Origin of the sequence: Nonomuraea fastidiosa, assembly GCF_042751225.1 — a bacterium.
GTDB classification, from domain to species: Bacteria; Actinomycetota; Actinomycetes; order Streptosporangiales; family Streptosporangiaceae; genus Nonomuraea; species Nonomuraea fastidiosa.
In genome coordinates this window covers 8,027,941-8,041,195 of the sequence record NZ_CP170570.1, presented here as the reverse complement: position 1 = coordinate 8,041,195, position 13,255 = coordinate 8,027,941, and the positions used below count along the sequence as shown (strand labels likewise).

Below are 13,255 nucleotides of genomic sequence, written 5' to 3'. Positions count from 1 at the left end.
CGGCTCAGCGCCCGGCCGGCTCCCGCAGCGCGTCCACGACGCCACCGAACCCCGCGCCGGCCTCAGCACCCGGCCAGCTCCCGCAGCGCGTCCACAAGCGCCGCGGAGCCGGCTGTGCCTGCGCCTCCCGGCGCAGCAGCTCCGCCGCCTCCGCGTGGCGCGCGCAGCCGAGCAGCTCCGCCGTCTCCTTCCGCACGCGTTCCGCGGTGAGCGCGTCGAAGGGGATGACCCGTCCGGCGCCGGCGGCGGCCACCTGGCCGGCGCACAGCGGCTGATCGCCGATCGAGGGGATGAGGAGCTGCGGTATCCCGCTGTTGACGGCGGCCAGCGCGGTGCCGGGGCCGCCCTGGTGCACGATGGCGTCGCAGACCGGCAGCAGGAGGCTGAGCGGCATCGACCGGACGATTCGCACGTTGGCCGGCACCGCGCCGAGCAGGGAGCTCTGCTCGGCCGACACGGCCGCCACCACGGTCACCGGCAGGTCGCGCAGGCCGTCGAGCACGGTCATCAGCGGCCGCAGGTGCCCCGCGGATCTGGCGAACGTCGTGCCCCAGGTGACGCAGACCCGCGGGCGCCCGCCGGCGGGCCAGTCCGGGACGATCTCGCGTCCGTTGTAGGAGACGGGGCGGATCGTCCGCGTGCGCAACGGGCGCTCGATCTGCAGGCTCGGCGGGAACGGATCGACGGTGAGCGTCCCGTGCGGGTCGACGTCGCCCAGCCCGAAACGGGCCCACAGCGCCGACAGCGGCTCCCGTTCCCGCTCATGCCGCCAATAGGTGAAGTCGACGCCGAAGATATGCCGGACGGCCGGGATGCCGAGCAGTTCGGCGGCGATGAGGCCCGCGTACGCGCGCGGCTCGTACACGACCAGGTCGCAGCCCCAGTCCCGGGCGAAGTCCACGACCTCGCCGCTGATCTCGGCGGCCACGCCGGTGAACATCCGCAGCGCGCGCAGCGTCCTGTCCCGCTCGTGATCCTCCTGGCGGGAACGGTCCCCCGGGGCCACGGCGGCTCCCCGCCAGTAGCCGCTCACGTCGATGTCGTCGCCGGTCACGACGGGGTGCAGGCCGGCGGCGGTGACGTCGGGCACCAGCGACGGCTGGCAGGCCAGGCGCACCTCGTGCCCTGCCGCCTGCAACGCCCACGCGAGCGGCACCAGCGGCCGGAAGTGCGAGGCCGCCGCCCACGACGTCATCAAGACCCGCATGTTCCCCCCTCGCTCCGGTGGAGAAGGCGGTCCAGCACCTCGGCGAGACCGCCGTCAGGAGAGGCGGGCGCGCTTTCCGCCCGCCAGGCGACGAATCCGTCGGGACGTACGAGCACGGCGCCGTCGCCCGATACGCCGTACCGCTCGAAGAAGCACTCAAGCGGCGCCTCCATCCGGTGCACCCGCACGTCCACCCCGCTCACCTGTACGGCCCCGGCCCAGCGATCGGACGCTGTCAGCAGGACGAAGCCGTGCCCGAACAGATCGATGGCCGACAGGCGGCGTCCCCCGCTCCAGCGGCAGGTGGGGAGCGCGGGTGCCCACCTGGGCACGCAGCTCCCCCGGAGGCCAGGCACGCGGCCCGTCCGAGGGCGGGCCGTACCGATAGCCGAACACGACCGCGTCGTAGTCGACAGGGGCGCCCTCGCCGAGCCCCGGCACCGCCCGGCCGGTCCGCTGCCGCATCTGCGACATCGCCTGCTCCAGCGTGAGCCGCGCGACCGGCGCCCGCTCCGCCTCGTACGCGTCGAGCAGCGCGGGACCGGCCTGGCCGGCGAGCACGGCGGCCAGACGCCAGGCGAGGTTGTGCACGTCCTGGATGCCCACGCTGGCGCCCAGCGCCCCCGTGGGCGGGACGACGTGCGCGCTGTCCCCCGCCAGGAAGACGCGCCCCTGCCGGTAGCGGGTGGCCACCTGGGCGCCGATCTCCCAGATCAGCGTCTTGGTCCCGTCCGGCAACTGATCGATGATCTCCACCTCCAGCCGCGGATCGCCGACGCCGGCCCGCACCGCGGCGACGCATCGCTCCTCGGTGAACTCATCGCCAGGCCGGTGCGGGATGCTCATGACCCAGGAGCCCTTTCCGTCGTGCGGCAGCAGCACGGTGCCGGTTTCGGGCAGGTCGAGGTGCGCGATGCCGACGCGGCGACCGCGCAGCGCGCCGTCCAGGTCGGCCTTGAAGAGGAAGGTGACGGTCTCGCCCAGGCGGCCGGCCCCTTCCATGGGGATGCCGAGCGCGTCCCTGATCGGGCTGCGGGCGCCGTCGGCGGCGATCATGTAGCGGGCCCGCACATCGAACGCGCCGCCCGGCCCGTCGATCGTCGCGGTGACCCACCCGGCCTCCTGCCGGAATGCGCGCAGCGCGGCGCCGTAGACGATGCGTGCGCCGAGCGCCCGGGCGCGATCGGCGACGATGGCCTCCAGCCGATCCTGGTCGATCGGCGCCCATGAGCACGGGCTCACCTCGGCATATCCCCGCCGGACCATGACGGTCTCGTGCGCGGCCGGTTCCGCCAGCGTACGCGATCTGATCAGCAGCGCGCCGGGCACGTCGTCGCTCGATCGGGCCGCGCGGATCGCCGGCTCCAGCCCGAGCCCGCGATACAGCTCGACAGAACGCGGGTTGATCGCCCTGGCGCGCGGATGGGCGAGCGGACCGGCATGGCGCTCCACCAGAAGGCAGTCCACGCCGTGCGAGCCGAGAAAGGCGGCCGCCGACAGCCCGGTCAGGCCGGCGCCCACGATCAGGACCGAGGTCGTTGCCTGCTTCATGTTCTCCTCGCGGGTCGGCTGACAGCTGACGCGCCGACTGTGCGCCACGCCGATCCAGACCGGCTCGAAAGGCAGTGGGCCACACCGCGCACCAGCGGATGTCGAGCACGGCACGAGCCCGCCCTGACAGCGTCGCCACGACGATGACGGCCGGTCATCACGGAGGACGACCATGCCGGATCAGACACCGGTTCAGACGCCGGATCACCCCGCGCCGCCCCGTACGCCGGATCGCCACGATCCGGCCGGCTCGGCGGATGCGGCTCAGGCGCTGGTGCACCACATGGCCTGGCTGCTTGCCGGTATGCGCGGAGCGATCAGGCGGGTACGGCTGCAAGTCGCCGACGCCAGCCTGGAGCTGGAATGGCAGGAGCGCCTCGCGGACGCCGAAGCGGCGATCGAGACCGACGAACAGCGCTCCGACCTGTACTACCTGCGGGCGCCCATGATCGGCACCTTCTACGTGGCGCCAGAGCCTGGCGCCGAGCCCTTCGTGCAGGCCGGCGACGAGGTCCGCAAGGGGCAGCAAGTAGCGATCATCGAGGCGATGAAGATCATGAACGAGGTCCAGGCGGACCGTCCGGGACGCATCGTGGAGATCCTCGTGGCCAACGGCACCCGAGTCGAGTTCGACCAGCCCCTGTTCGCCCTGGCCGTCGCAGATTCCGATTCCTGAGTCCACAAGGGGGTTCCCGGCATGCGCGTGCTGTTCACCACATGGGCTTGGCCCTCGCACTTCTACCCGATGGTGTCCATCGCCTGGGCGCTGCGCACCGCGGGTCACGATGTGCGCATCGCCAGCCAACCGGCGCTGATGGACACCATCATGCGCGCCGGCTTGCCCGCCGTGGTCACCGGCGCGGACTTCGACATCGTCGGCTACCACCGCCGCGAGCTCGCCTCGCTGCGAGTCGAGCAGCAGAACCCGCCGGGCCCGGCCGACTGGGACGCCGCCAAGCGCCGGCGCGTGCAGAAGTCCTTCGCCCAATTCGTCGAGATCGCCAGGCTGATGGCCGGCGACCTGCTGACGTTCGCCCAGACCTGGCGCCCGGACCTGATCGTGCACGACCCCCTCACCTACGCGGGCCCGCTCGTGGCCCGGCTCCTGGGGGTGCCTTCCGCCCGGAACCTGTTCGGACCGGACTTCACCTACGACACCCGGCACCTCGAAGCGGAGGCCATGGCGCCCCTCCTGGCCGAGTACGGTGTCAGCGACCTGGACACCGTGGGGCGGCTGACGATAGACCCCTGCCCGCCCGGGTTGCAGTACCCCGCGGACATCCCCCGCCGGCTCGTCCGCTACGTCCCCTACAACGGCCTGTCCCGCATCCCTGACTGGCTCCTGGAAAAGCCGGACAAGCGCCGCATCTGCGTCATCTGGGGAACGACCACCACCAAGTTCAGCCAGGAGCACGCGATGCGCCTGCCCTTCGTGGTGGACGCCGTCGCGTCGATGGGCACCGAGGTCGTCCTGGCGGTGACCCCGGACCAGCTCGAGCTGTTCGACTCGATGCCCGACGGCGTGCGGGTGGCCGACTCCGTCCCGCTCGACGTCCTCCTGCCCACCTGTGACGCCATAGTCCATCAGGGCGGCGCGGGCACCACGCTCAACTCGGCGCTGCACGGCGTGCCGCAGCTCATGGTGGTGCAGACGCCCGACCAGGTGGTCAACGCCATCCCGGTCGAGCGCAGCGGCGCCGGCACGTACCTGGTTCCCAAGGAGACCAGCAGGGACTCGGTGCTCGCGCACGCGGCCAAGGTGCTGGACGACCCGTCCTGCCGCGAGGCCGCACACCTGCTGCGCGCCCAGATGCTGGAGCAGCCCCCGCCCTCCGGCATCGTGGCCGACCTGGAGCGGTTCGCGCGCGAGGGGACGGCATCATGATCGGCAGGAGCCCGCTGCCGCCGGAGTACGCCGAGTGGAACGCCCGCTGGGGAGCGCCCTACGGCCGGCCGGCCGCGCAGGAGTGGGAGGTGGCCGACAGGCTGCGATGCCTGGACGAGATCGACCCCGACGCCTTCGGCCCCTTCGCCTTCCAGCTCACCAGCGACACCCGGGTCTTCGAGTACCCCTGGGCCTACCACGCCCTGCGGCCCGAGCCTGGCATGCGGGTGCTCGACATCGGCGCCGGGCTCAGCGGCCTGCAGTTCGTGCTGGCCATGCAGGGCTGCTCGGTGACCAACGTCGACCCCTCGGCCAAGAACGGGGAATGGGGCGCGCTGTCGGCTGCGATGTGGGGCCTGACGCCGGAGAACCACCGGCGGATCGGCGACGCCTTCGGCGTCGAGGTGCGGCTCATCCCCGAGACGGTGCAGGACGCCGGGTTGCCTCCCGAGTCCTTCGACCGCGTGCTGTGCCTGTCGGTGCTGGAGCACCTCGACCAGGCGGAGGCCAGGGCCGTGCTCGAAAGCGCCGCCGCCCTGCTGGCACCCGGCGGGCTCGTGCTGCTCACCGTGGACCTCTTCTTCGACGTACGGCCGTTCGGCGTGCTGCCCGCCAACAGCTACGGCTCCAACCTCGACATCTACGCATGCGTCCGTGATCTGGGGCTGGAACTGGTGCAAGGTGAGCCGCGCGAGCTGCTCGGCTTCCCCCAATACGACGTCTCTCACGTGGTGAGCCTGGTGCCCGACCTGCTGATCTCACCGCGCTATCCGTGCGCGTCACAAGCGCTCGTGCTGACCAAACCCGAGGGAGGCAGCCGATGATCGGCAGGAGCCCGCTACCTCAGGAATACCTGGAGTGGAACAGAACCTGGGGCGCCCCCTACGGCCGGGGTCGCTCGGCGCTGGTCTCGCTGCGAGAGCGGCTGCGCGCGCCGGACGCCGAAGCCTACGGGCCGTTCGCCTTCCAGCCCGAGCGCGGCCTGAAGACGTTCCAGTACCCGTGGGCCTACTTCACCGCCGCCCCTCGGCCCGGCATGCGCGCCATGCTCAGCGGGGCCGGGCTGGGCGGGCTGCAGTTCGTCCTCGCCATGGAGGGCCTCGATGTGGTCAACGTCGATCCCACCGTCACCGGCCCGGCCGTCGAGGCGCACGCGCGGCTCAACGAGGCGTTCGGCACGGACGTCCGGCTGATCAACGACCTGCGCGAGACGGGCGAGCTGCCGGAGGGCTCCTTCGAGCGGGTCTTCCTGCTGTCCGCCCTCGACCACCTCGACCGCGACACGGGGCGCGCCGTGCTGTCGTACGCCGCCGGCCTGCTCGCACCGGGCGGGCTCTGCCTGCTGACCTCCGACCTCCTGCTGCACCTGCGCCCCTTCGGGGTGCTCGACGGCGGCGAGGCCGAGCGCAATATCGATCTGTACGAGCTGACCAAGGACGTCGGGCTGGAGATGTCGCACGGCGATCCCAGGGAGCTGAACGGTTTCCCCGAGTACGACCCCGCGCACGTCGTACAGGCGCTGCCCGAGCTCTACGTCGGCCCGTACTACCCCAGCGTGTCCCAGAACCTCGTGCTCCACAGGCCCGGCTGAACAGGGGGTGCGCCGTGCGCGTGATCTTCGCGGTGTGGTCGTGGAGCTCCCACTACTACCCCTTGGTCCCGCTCGCCTGGGCGATGCGGGCCGCGGGACACGAGGTGGTGATCGCCGGCCAACCGGCTCTCATGCCTGAGATCGCACGCTCGGGCCACCTCGGCGTCGCCTGCGGCGATGACGTGGACCTGGGAGCGCGCTTCCTGTCCGATGTGTCCACCCGGCTCGGACCGCCCGGCCCCGCATGGAAAACGATGGCGGAGAACGACCGCGAAGCCGTCGAACGGCGCGCCTACGGGCTCTTCGTGGACGTGGCCCGGTCGATGACCGACGATCTCCTCCGCTTCGCCGGCCGCAGGCGGCCCGACCTGATCGTCTATGACCCGCTCACCTTCGCCGGCCCGCTGGTGGCGGCCCGCCTGGGCGTCCCCGCGGTGCGGTTCCTCTTCGGCCCGGTCACCTCGCCGCCGGCCTGGGAGCGCGAAGCGCTGCGGCCGCTCAGCGAACACCTGGGACTTCCCGAGATGGGCAGCCGCGGCGACTGGACGATCGACAGCTGCCCGCCGTCGATGCAGACCCCCGAGGAGGCGGGGCATCAGCCCGTCCGTTACGTGCCGTACAACGGCCCAGGACTCGAACCCGCCTGGGTGCACCAGCCGCGGGCCCGGCCGAGAGTGCTCGTATCCTGGGGCACCTCGACCGTGCGGCTCATGGGGGAGCACGCCTTCGGGCTGCCCACCGTGGTCGCGGCGGCGGCGCGGCTGGATGTGGACGTCGTGGTGGCGGTCGCGCCGCGTGAGCGGTCCCTGCTGCCCGACCTGCCGCCGGGAGCCATCGTGGCCGAGTCGGTGCCGTTCCACCTCCTGATGACGGCCTGCGACGCGGTCCTGCACCAGGGAGGAGCGGGAACGATGCTGACGGCCGCCGGACTCGGCCTTCCCCAGATCCTGTTCCCGCTCATCACCGACCAGCTCGTGAACGCCAGAAGCCTGGCCGCCACCGGCGCCGGCTCCTTCCTGATCCGCAGAGGCGAGGGAGAAGAGGAGTTCCGCGACCTGATCGCCGACAGGCTCCGCTCCGTGCTGGAGAACGGCGAATGGCGCGCGGCGGCGGACCGGCTTCGTGCGGAGATCGCCCGCCAGCCCGACCCCGGTACGGTGGTGAGCCTCCTGGAGAGGCGCCTTTGTGACATTTGACAGGTGTCCTCGCGCGCGGACCCGGGAGACAATGCGGACATGTCTGGCCGACTATGGACCGGCGTCTTCGCGCTGATCGTTCTGTGGCCTCTGCCCGGCTGGCTGGCGGGCGACCCGGAACCTTGGCTGGTCGCCCTCATAGCCCTCGGACTCGCCACTTTCGTGGGGCTCTACCTCAAGGTCATGTGGACGGCGCTCGACCGGCCGCACGAGAACCGTGAGCCGGTCGCGCTCGTCCTGCTGTGGCTGGTCGCCGCCGCCCTCACCCCGCCGCTGGGCCCGTTCTGGCTCTTCGCCTCCATGTTCCTCGTGATCACCGCGCTGGTCTCCAGCCTGTCGACCCGAGCGGTGTTCATCTGGGTCGGCCTGACGATCGCCGGCATCGTCCTGGGCATCGCCACCCAGGCGTCGCTGTCAGAGTTCTGGTGGATCCCCGCCCTGGCACTGCTGTTCGCGCTGGCCATGCACAACCACCTGCAGCTGCGCCGCGCCAATCAGATCCTGGCCAGGGCACGCGCCAGGGCCGAACGCCTGGCCATCGACAACGAGCGCCTGCGCTTCGCCAGGGACCTGCACGACATCCTCGGTCACAGCCTCTCGGTGATGACGCTGAAGAGCCAGCTCGCCGGCCGGCTCGTCGACACCGACCCCGACCGGGCCAGAGCCGAGATGACCGACGTGGAGGAGCTGTCGAGAAAGGCCCTGTCCGAGGTTCGGCTCGCGGTGTCCGAATACCGCGGCTTATGCCTGTCGGAAGAGGTCGACAACGCCCGCCGCGCACTGCACGCCGCCGGCATGCGCTTCGAGGTGACCGGACGGACCGTCCCGCAGGAAGCGTCGTCCGTCTTCGCCTGGGTGGTACGCGAAGGCACCACCAACATCGTCCGGCACAGCCGCGCCGCCCACTGCCGCCTCCACTACGGGGTCGACAGGGACCAGGCGTTCCTGGAACTGAGCGACGACGGCTGCGGGCCCGGCAAGAGCACCGAAGGCCGAGGGCTGCGCGGCCTGGCGGAGCGACTCCAGGCGGCGGGCGGCACCTTGTACCACTCGCCTGCACCGGACGGAGGATTCGTCCTGCGGGCCGTCCTGCCAGTGGAGGGATCTGCGTGATACGTGTGCTGCTGGCGGACGACCAGCACCTCGTCAGGGAGGCGATGGCCGCGCTGCTGAACTTCGAAAGCGACATCGAAGTGGTCGGCCAGGCCGACCGCGGCGACGCCGTACTCGCCGAGGTGGCCCGGTGCGCCCCGGACGTCATCCTGCTCGACATCGAGATGCCCGGGGAGGACGGGCTGATGGTGGCCAGGAAACTCCAGGAGACGGCGGGCTCGAAGGTACGCGTCATCATCCTCACCACCTTCGGGCGGCCCGGGTACCTCGCCCGCGCGCTGGAGGCGGGGGTGTCCGGCTTCGTCGTGAAGGACATCCGGGCCAAGGAACTCGCCGCCGCCATCCGGCGCGTGCACGCCGGCCACCGTGTCATCGACCGGCAACTCGCGCTGGCCAGCGCCTCCAAAGGCGCCAACCCGCTCACCAGCCGCGAGGCCGATGTGCTCCGCAGCGCGGCGGGTGGCGCCACGGCCGTCGAGATCGCGGAGATGCTCAACCTGTCGGAGGGGACGGTACGCAACTACATCTCCTCGGCCCTCAGCAAGACGGGAGCGCGCAACCGCGCCGAGGCAGTCAAGATCGCCGACACCAACGGCTGGCTTTAGGACCTTTCTCCAGGGGGATGTTCCGGAGGATGACCGGCTGTGCAGCTCGCCACCGTACGAGCGGCCCACGAGGTTCAGCCGATCAGGGCGCCTTCCAGCCATGGAGATCGAACAGCCGGAACGTTCACCAGCCCACGTACGCGGACACGCTGACGAGCGCTTCAGGCTTGACGCCCTGCCGTTCGACGGTCTGTTTCACCTCGGGTCGCCCGTATTCCGGGGTGTCGCGGAGCGAGGACACGGCCAGGTTGGCGCCTTTCCACTTGGGCGACTGCAGCCACACATTGTCCGGCGAGTCGTCCAACGAGGTGACCCAGCCCCGGCCGTGCAGGAACGCGACCGCCTTCTTGAGCGATGCCTCCTGGGTCTCGCCCCCGGCATCGACCAGGAAAATGTCGGTCACGATTGTCTCGGTCCCGGACAATCCCGTGTAGCGGTCTTTCCAGACGATTGTGCCGATTTTCCCGACTTCTTCAAGAACTCCGGGATCGACCACCTCAGGCGCCCGCGCACAACCCCCAGCGAGAAGAGACAGGGCAAGAGCGATCGCCGTCACCCGCTGCTTCCGCATGTAACTCCGCCTTTCTCCTCTCTCAACCGGCATGGGCCGATCGCTATATTGGCAGCATGTGATGCGGAGCGTTCATGAGTTCATCGTCCAGCTGAATGCCGCTTTCCAGCTCCACGACGGCCAGGCGGGCTGCGGTGATGTCCACTTCTGTCTCCGCCGTCTCGAGGTTGTCGCCGGACGCAGGAGTTCCTCGTACTTGGTGACCGTATAAGGAAAGAAGTCCAAATCGTTGATCTCGCTGTAGCGGGCGACGATGTCAGCGGACAGCGGCCGGTTCGCCTTTCGATGTATGCGGTCCGGTGGCGATGGCCTGTCCGACCCGTTCGGTGAGCATCGCCTGGAAGTGCCGGCAGGTGGCGAGGTCCTCGTGCTCGCAGGTCAGCGCGCAATCGAGGAGGGCGAGCGAGGCTTGGGCGGCGGCGATGCGACGTATGAGGTCCTCGCGGTGGCGGTGGAGGATCTCCCGGCGGGCGGCCGGATCGGTGGTGGTGAGCATCCGGCGGATGTCCGCCAGTCCGATGCCGGCCTCCTTGGCGCGGAGGATCAGCGCGATCCGGTAGAGGTCGTCGCGGCCGTAGCGGCGGCGGTCACCCTCGACGCGCGCGGGGGAGAGCAGCCCCATCGCCTCCCAGTGGCGCAGGACGTGCGGTGCGAGCCCGAAGCGGGCGGCGACCTCGCCGATGGCCATCATCGGAGTTGACTTCATGCCGACATTAAGTCGCATGGTGGCGTGCATGTCGAACGAGACCGACCTCATCAGGCTGCTCGATATCGCCGACGCCATGCCGGGTGCCGCCGCGCTGCGCGCCCGCTCGTACGAACTGCTCAGACTCCGCCCCGGAGACCCCGCCGTCGATGTGGGCTGCGGTGCGGGCCGGGCGGTGGCCGAGCTGAACGACCAGAAGATCACGGCGATCGGCGTGGACGTCAATGAAGAGATGATCGGTGTTGCCCGGCGACGCCGGCCCGAGGCCGACTTCCGCGTCGGCGACGCCTACCGCCTGCCTCTGGGCGATCACGAAGTGGCCGGATATCGGGCGGACAAGGTGTTCCACGAGCTCGCCGACCCGGCCACGGCGCTGGCCGAAGCCCGTCGCGTGCTGGCCCCCGGCGGCCGGATCGTGCTCGTCGGACAGGACTGGGACGCGTTCGTCATCGACTCCGACCAGCCCGGCCTCACCCGGACCATCGTGCACGCCCGCGCCGACCTCATCACCAACCCGCGCGCCGCCCGCGCCTACCGCAACCTGCTGCTGGACGCCGGGTTCGGCGACGTGGAGGTGGAGGTGCACACCGAGGTCTTCACCGGCACGACGATGCTGCGCATGCTGACCGGCCTCGCACAGGCCGCACACGCGGCCGGGGCCATCACCCGGGAGCAGTGCGACGCCTGGACCGCCGAGCAGACCCGGCGTGCCGAACAGGATCGGCTGTTCCTCGCGCTGCCGCTCTTCCTCGCCTCCGCGACCCGAGGCTCGTCAATACGGTAGGGGGGTATAGTATGAACATTCGGTGAGTGATCGTGAAGGAGCGAGAGCGTGCGGTTACGTCCCGCGAGAGATGAAGACGCGCAGCAGATCGCGCGGATCTGGCACGAAGGCTGGGGCGACGGGCATCGCGGCAACGTTCCCGACGCTCTCGCGGCGGCCCGCACTCCGGAGTCGTTCCGCGAACGCGCCGCGCAGCGCATCGCGGACACGGTCGTCGCCGTCGTTGAAGGCGCCGTGGCCGGGTTCGTCATGGTGGTCGGGGACGAGGTGGAGCAGGTCTACGTCGCCAGGGAGCACCGCGGCACCCCCGTGGCCACCGCCCTGCTCGCCGAAGCCGAACGCCTCGTCGCGGCCGGCGGTCACGGGCGGGCCTGGCTGGCGGTCGTCGCGGGCAACACCCGCGCCCGCCGCTTCTACGAGCGCAACGGCTGGGCCGATGAAGGGCCGTTCCACTACCGGGCGGCCGGCGAGAACGGCCCGATCGCCGTCCCGGCCCGCCGCTACGTCAAAGCACTGGCGGCAGGTCGAGGCGGACGCAGCACTGACCGGGGGCGGGGGCGAGGCGGGCCGTGACGTCCGTGGCGTTCAGACCTTCGAGCAGGCCCGTGAGCAGGCTCAGGTTCATGCCGCAGACCAGCGCGGCGTGCCGCTCGGCGAGGCTCTGGAACGGGCAGTTGCCGAGCGCGATCGTGCCGTCGGACGGGCGCGGCTCGAAACCGAGCACTTCCAAGGTCTGGACGATGCCGGTGTGCGAGGTGCGGGCTTCCCGGCCGGGCTCCTCCAGGGGTGGCGCGACGTCGGGATGGGCGGCGCGGGTGTCCGCGCCCGGCTCGTGGCGGCCGAGTTCCCGGCCCAGCTCGCGGGCGCGCCGGTCCAGCACCGTACGCGGCGGCTCACCTGACTCCTCGGCCTCCTGGAGGGCGTCCGCGAGCAGGAGCGCGGCGGTCTCGTAGCGCCGATCCGGCAGCGACACCGCGATCTGAGCGCGCGCCCGCCGATACAGCTTCGCCGGACGGCCGGCCCCGGGACCGGACCTGCCGGTGCGGCGCTCGTACACGGCCTCCAGCAGCCCCTCGGTCACCAGCTTCTCCAGGTGGAAGGAGACGGTGGTGCGCGGGGCCTGGATCGCGTCGGCCGCCTCGTCGCGGCTCACCGGCGAGGACTGGCGTACCACGTACTCGTACAGACGACGCCGGGTCGGCTCGTCCAGCGCCGCGATGGCGGAGATGTACGCCGGCCGCACACCGATGGCATCGCCCATGCTTCTAAAACCCACCCTTGTTGACGGAATTACCGCACCCCTTCTAATGTTAACCAATCTTGTCATTAGAAGAAGGGTGATCATGATGATGAACGCATGCGATGACCGCGGACGGCCGGCATGAGCGAGTCCGTGATGCAGCCCGCCGATGATGTGGAGCAGCGGCACCTGCGGGTGGTCCGCGGCGGCGGCGTCGACCTGGAGGCCGCGCGGCGGGCGGTGACCGACCTGCTGACCGCGCTCGGCCGCGACGCGCACTCGCCGCACCTGGCCGACACCCCCAAGCGGGTCGCCCACGCGTACGCCGAGATGCTGACCCCGCGCGAGTTCGACCTGACGACCTTCCCCAACGAGGAGGGCTACGACGAGCTCGTGCTGGCCCGCGACATCCCCGTGCAGTCGCTGTGCGAGCACCATCTGCTGCCCTTCCATGGCGTGGCGCACGTGGGCTACCTGCCCGGTGATCGTATTCTTGGCCTGTCGAAGCTCGCCCGGGTCGTCGAGCTGTTCGCCCGCGATCTGCAGGTGCAGGAACGCCTCACCAAGCAGGTGGCCGACTGGCTCCAGCAGCACCTGGCGCCTAAGGGGGTCGGCGTGGTGATCGAGGCCGAGCACATGTGCATGTCGATGCGCGGCGTCCGGGTGCCCGGGTCCCGCACGGTGACCTCGGCCCTGCAGGGGGTGCTGCGCGAGGACGCGCGTTCCCGGCAGGAGTTCTTCGCGCTCTCCGGAGTGCACGCCTAGCAGCCCGTACGAAGAGTCCGCACGCGCAGACAGGAGACCCA

General features: G+C 70.8%; 16 protein-coding genes. 10 read left to right on the top strand and 6 right to left on the bottom strand.

Annotated features, from left to right (window positions below; all coding sequences use genetic code 11):
* Nucleotides 1-4 precede the first annotated feature (4 nt).
* Genes ACFMQL_RS37175 through ACFMQL_RS37165 form a run of 3 tightly spaced genes read right to left on the bottom strand, consistent with a single transcriptional unit; the run spans nucleotide 5 to nucleotide 2,758 of the window.
* Complete coding sequence (locus ACFMQL_RS37175) at nucleotides 5-1,207, bottom strand: nucleotide disphospho-sugar-binding domain-containing protein (protein WP_378789498.1); 1,203 nt, start codon at nucleotides 1,205-1,207, stop codon at nucleotides 5-7.
* Complete coding sequence (locus ACFMQL_RS37170) at nucleotides 1,195-1,446, bottom strand: hypothetical protein (RefSeq protein ID WP_378790257.1); 252 nt, start codon at nucleotides 1,444-1,446, stop codon at nucleotides 1,195-1,197. Before ACFMQL_RS37170 ends, ACFMQL_RS37175 begins: the two co-directional genes overlap by 13 nt.
* Nucleotides 1,364-2,758, bottom strand: a complete 1,395-nt coding sequence (locus tag ACFMQL_RS37165) for an FAD-dependent monooxygenase (RefSeq protein ID WP_378789496.1) — start codon at nucleotides 2,756-2,758, stop codon at nucleotides 1,364-1,366. The genes ACFMQL_RS37170 and ACFMQL_RS37165 overlap by 83 nt, the downstream gene beginning before the upstream one ends.
* A gap of 172 nt (nucleotides 2,759-2,930) precedes the next feature.
* Here ACFMQL_RS37165 and ACFMQL_RS37160 point away from each other — a divergent pair, with 172 nt between their 5' ends.
* From ACFMQL_RS37160 to ACFMQL_RS37130, 7 genes are read left to right on the top strand one after another with little or no spacing between them, the layout of a single operon-like run.
* On the top strand, nucleotides 2,931-3,434 hold the full coding sequence (locus tag ACFMQL_RS37160; RefSeq protein WP_378789494.1) for an acetyl-CoA carboxylase biotin carboxyl carrier protein: 504 nt from the start codon (nucleotides 2,931-2,933) through the stop codon (nucleotides 3,432-3,434).
* 21 nt (nucleotides 3,435-3,455) lie between these two features.
* Nucleotides 3,456-4,643, top strand: coding sequence for a nucleotide disphospho-sugar-binding domain-containing protein (locus ACFMQL_RS37155; RefSeq protein ID WP_378789493.1), 1,188 nt, complete (start codon nucleotides 3,456-3,458; stop codon nucleotides 4,641-4,643).
* The gene (locus tag ACFMQL_RS37150) at nucleotides 4,640-5,467 is read left to right on the top strand and encodes a class I SAM-dependent methyltransferase (RefSeq protein ID WP_378789491.1); all 828 of its coding nucleotides are present in this window, start codon (nucleotides 4,640-4,642) and stop codon (nucleotides 5,465-5,467) included. The genes ACFMQL_RS37155 and ACFMQL_RS37150 overlap by 4 nt, the downstream gene beginning before the upstream one ends.
* Entirely contained in the window at nucleotides 5,464-6,234 is a 771-nt protein-coding gene (locus ACFMQL_RS37145) for a class I SAM-dependent methyltransferase (protein WP_364069443.1), read from the top strand. The genes ACFMQL_RS37150 and ACFMQL_RS37145 overlap by 4 nt, the downstream gene beginning before the upstream one ends.
* Nucleotides 6,235-6,248: 14 nt before the next feature.
* A complete protein-coding gene (locus ACFMQL_RS37140) occupies nucleotides 6,249-7,430 on the top strand; it encodes a nucleotide disphospho-sugar-binding domain-containing protein (protein ID WP_378789489.1) in 1,182 nt (393 codons plus the stop codon).
* A gap of 39 nt (nucleotides 7,431-7,469) precedes the next feature.
* Nucleotides 7,470-8,543 carry a sensor histidine kinase gene (locus tag ACFMQL_RS37135; protein ID WP_364069447.1) on the top strand — a complete coding sequence of 358 codons (1,074 nt, stop codon included), beginning with the start codon at nucleotides 7,470-7,472 and terminating at the stop codon, nucleotides 8,541-8,543.
* Nucleotides 8,540-9,148 (top strand): response regulator transcription factor, encoded by a 609-nt coding sequence (locus tag ACFMQL_RS37130; RefSeq protein WP_364069449.1) that lies wholly within the window; start codon nucleotides 8,540-8,542, stop codon nucleotides 9,146-9,148. The genes ACFMQL_RS37135 and ACFMQL_RS37130 overlap by 4 nt, the downstream gene beginning before the upstream one ends.
* A 124-nt stretch (nucleotides 9,149-9,272) precedes the next feature.
* On the opposite strand, the gene ACFMQL_RS37125 is transcribed toward ACFMQL_RS37130, so the two are convergent.
* Both ACFMQL_RS37125 and ACFMQL_RS37120 read right to left on the bottom strand, forming a co-directional pair.
* On the bottom strand, nucleotides 9,273-9,719 hold the full coding sequence (locus ACFMQL_RS37125; protein ID WP_364069451.1) for a hypothetical protein: 447 nt from the start codon (nucleotides 9,717-9,719) through the stop codon (nucleotides 9,273-9,275).
* Between the two features lie 256 nt (nucleotides 9,720-9,975).
* Complete coding sequence (locus ACFMQL_RS37120) at nucleotides 9,976-10,425, bottom strand: MerR family transcriptional regulator (protein ID WP_378789486.1); 450 nt, start codon at nucleotides 10,423-10,425, stop codon at nucleotides 9,976-9,978.
* Nucleotides 10,426-10,453: 28 nt separating this feature from the next.
* On the opposite strand from ACFMQL_RS37120, the gene ACFMQL_RS37115 reads away from it, so the two are divergent.
* A complete protein-coding gene (locus tag ACFMQL_RS37115) occupies nucleotides 10,454-11,209 on the top strand; it encodes a methyltransferase domain-containing protein (protein ID WP_378789484.1) in 756 nt (251 codons plus the stop codon).
* Between the two features lie 48 nt (nucleotides 11,210-11,257).
* The gene (locus tag ACFMQL_RS37110) at nucleotides 11,258-11,782 is read left to right on the top strand and encodes a GNAT family N-acetyltransferase (RefSeq protein ID WP_378789483.1); all 525 of its coding nucleotides are present in this window, start codon (nucleotides 11,258-11,260) and stop codon (nucleotides 11,780-11,782) included.
* Here ACFMQL_RS37110 and ACFMQL_RS37105 read toward each other — a convergent pair.
* On the bottom strand, nucleotides 11,715-12,470 hold the full coding sequence (locus ACFMQL_RS37105; RefSeq protein WP_378789481.1) for a helix-turn-helix transcriptional regulator: 756 nt from the start codon (nucleotides 12,468-12,470) through the stop codon (nucleotides 11,715-11,717). The two genes, ACFMQL_RS37110 and ACFMQL_RS37105, sit on opposite strands and share 68 nt — an antisense overlap.
* 135 nt (nucleotides 12,471-12,605) lie before the next feature.
* Here ACFMQL_RS37105 and folE point away from each other — a divergent pair, with 135 nt between their 5' ends.
* A complete protein-coding gene (folE, locus tag ACFMQL_RS37100) occupies nucleotides 12,606-13,214 on the top strand; it encodes a GTP cyclohydrolase I FolE (protein ID WP_378790256.1) in 609 nt (202 codons plus the stop codon).
* Nucleotides 13,215-13,255: the final 41 nt, after the last annotated feature.

Coding starts and splice junctions, on each gene's coding strand:
- ACFMQL_RS37120 (WP_378789486.1), bottom strand. CDS start 10,425: ATGAAGTCAACTCCGATGATGGCCATCGGCGAGGTCGCCGCCCGCTTC.
- ACFMQL_RS37115 (WP_378789484.1), top strand. CDS start 10,454: ATGTCGAACGAGACCGACCTCATCAGGCTGCTCGATATCGCCGACGCC.
- ACFMQL_RS37175 (WP_378789498.1), bottom strand. CDS start 1,207: ATGCGGGTCTTGATGACGTCGTGGGCGGCGGCCTCGCACTTCCGGCCG.
- ACFMQL_RS37155 (WP_378789493.1), top strand. CDS start 3,456: ATGCGCGTGCTGTTCACCACATGGGCTTGGCCCTCGCACTTCTACCCG.
- ACFMQL_RS37165 (WP_378789496.1), bottom strand. CDS start 2,758: ATGAAGCAGGCAACGACCTCGGTCCTGATCGTGGGCGCCGGCCTGACC.
- ACFMQL_RS37160 (WP_378789494.1), top strand. CDS start 2,931: ATGCCGGATCAGACACCGGTTCAGACGCCGGATCACCCCGCGCCGCCC.
- ACFMQL_RS37105 (WP_378789481.1), bottom strand. CDS start 12,470: ATGGGCGATGCCATCGGTGTGCGGCCGGCGTACATCTCCGCCATCGCG.
- ACFMQL_RS37125 (WP_364069451.1), bottom strand. CDS start 9,719: ATGCGGAAGCAGCGGGTGACGGCGATCGCTCTTGCCCTGTCTCTTCTC.
- ACFMQL_RS37145 (WP_364069443.1), top strand. CDS start 5,464: ATGATCGGCAGGAGCCCGCTACCTCAGGAATACCTGGAGTGGAACAGA.
- folE (WP_378790256.1), top strand. CDS start 12,606: ATGCAGCCCGCCGATGATGTGGAGCAGCGGCACCTGCGGGTGGTCCGC.
- ACFMQL_RS37150 (WP_378789491.1), top strand. CDS start 4,640: ATGATCGGCAGGAGCCCGCTGCCGCCGGAGTACGCCGAGTGGAACGCC.
- ACFMQL_RS37135 (WP_364069447.1), top strand. CDS start 7,470: ATGTCTGGCCGACTATGGACCGGCGTCTTCGCGCTGATCGTTCTGTGG.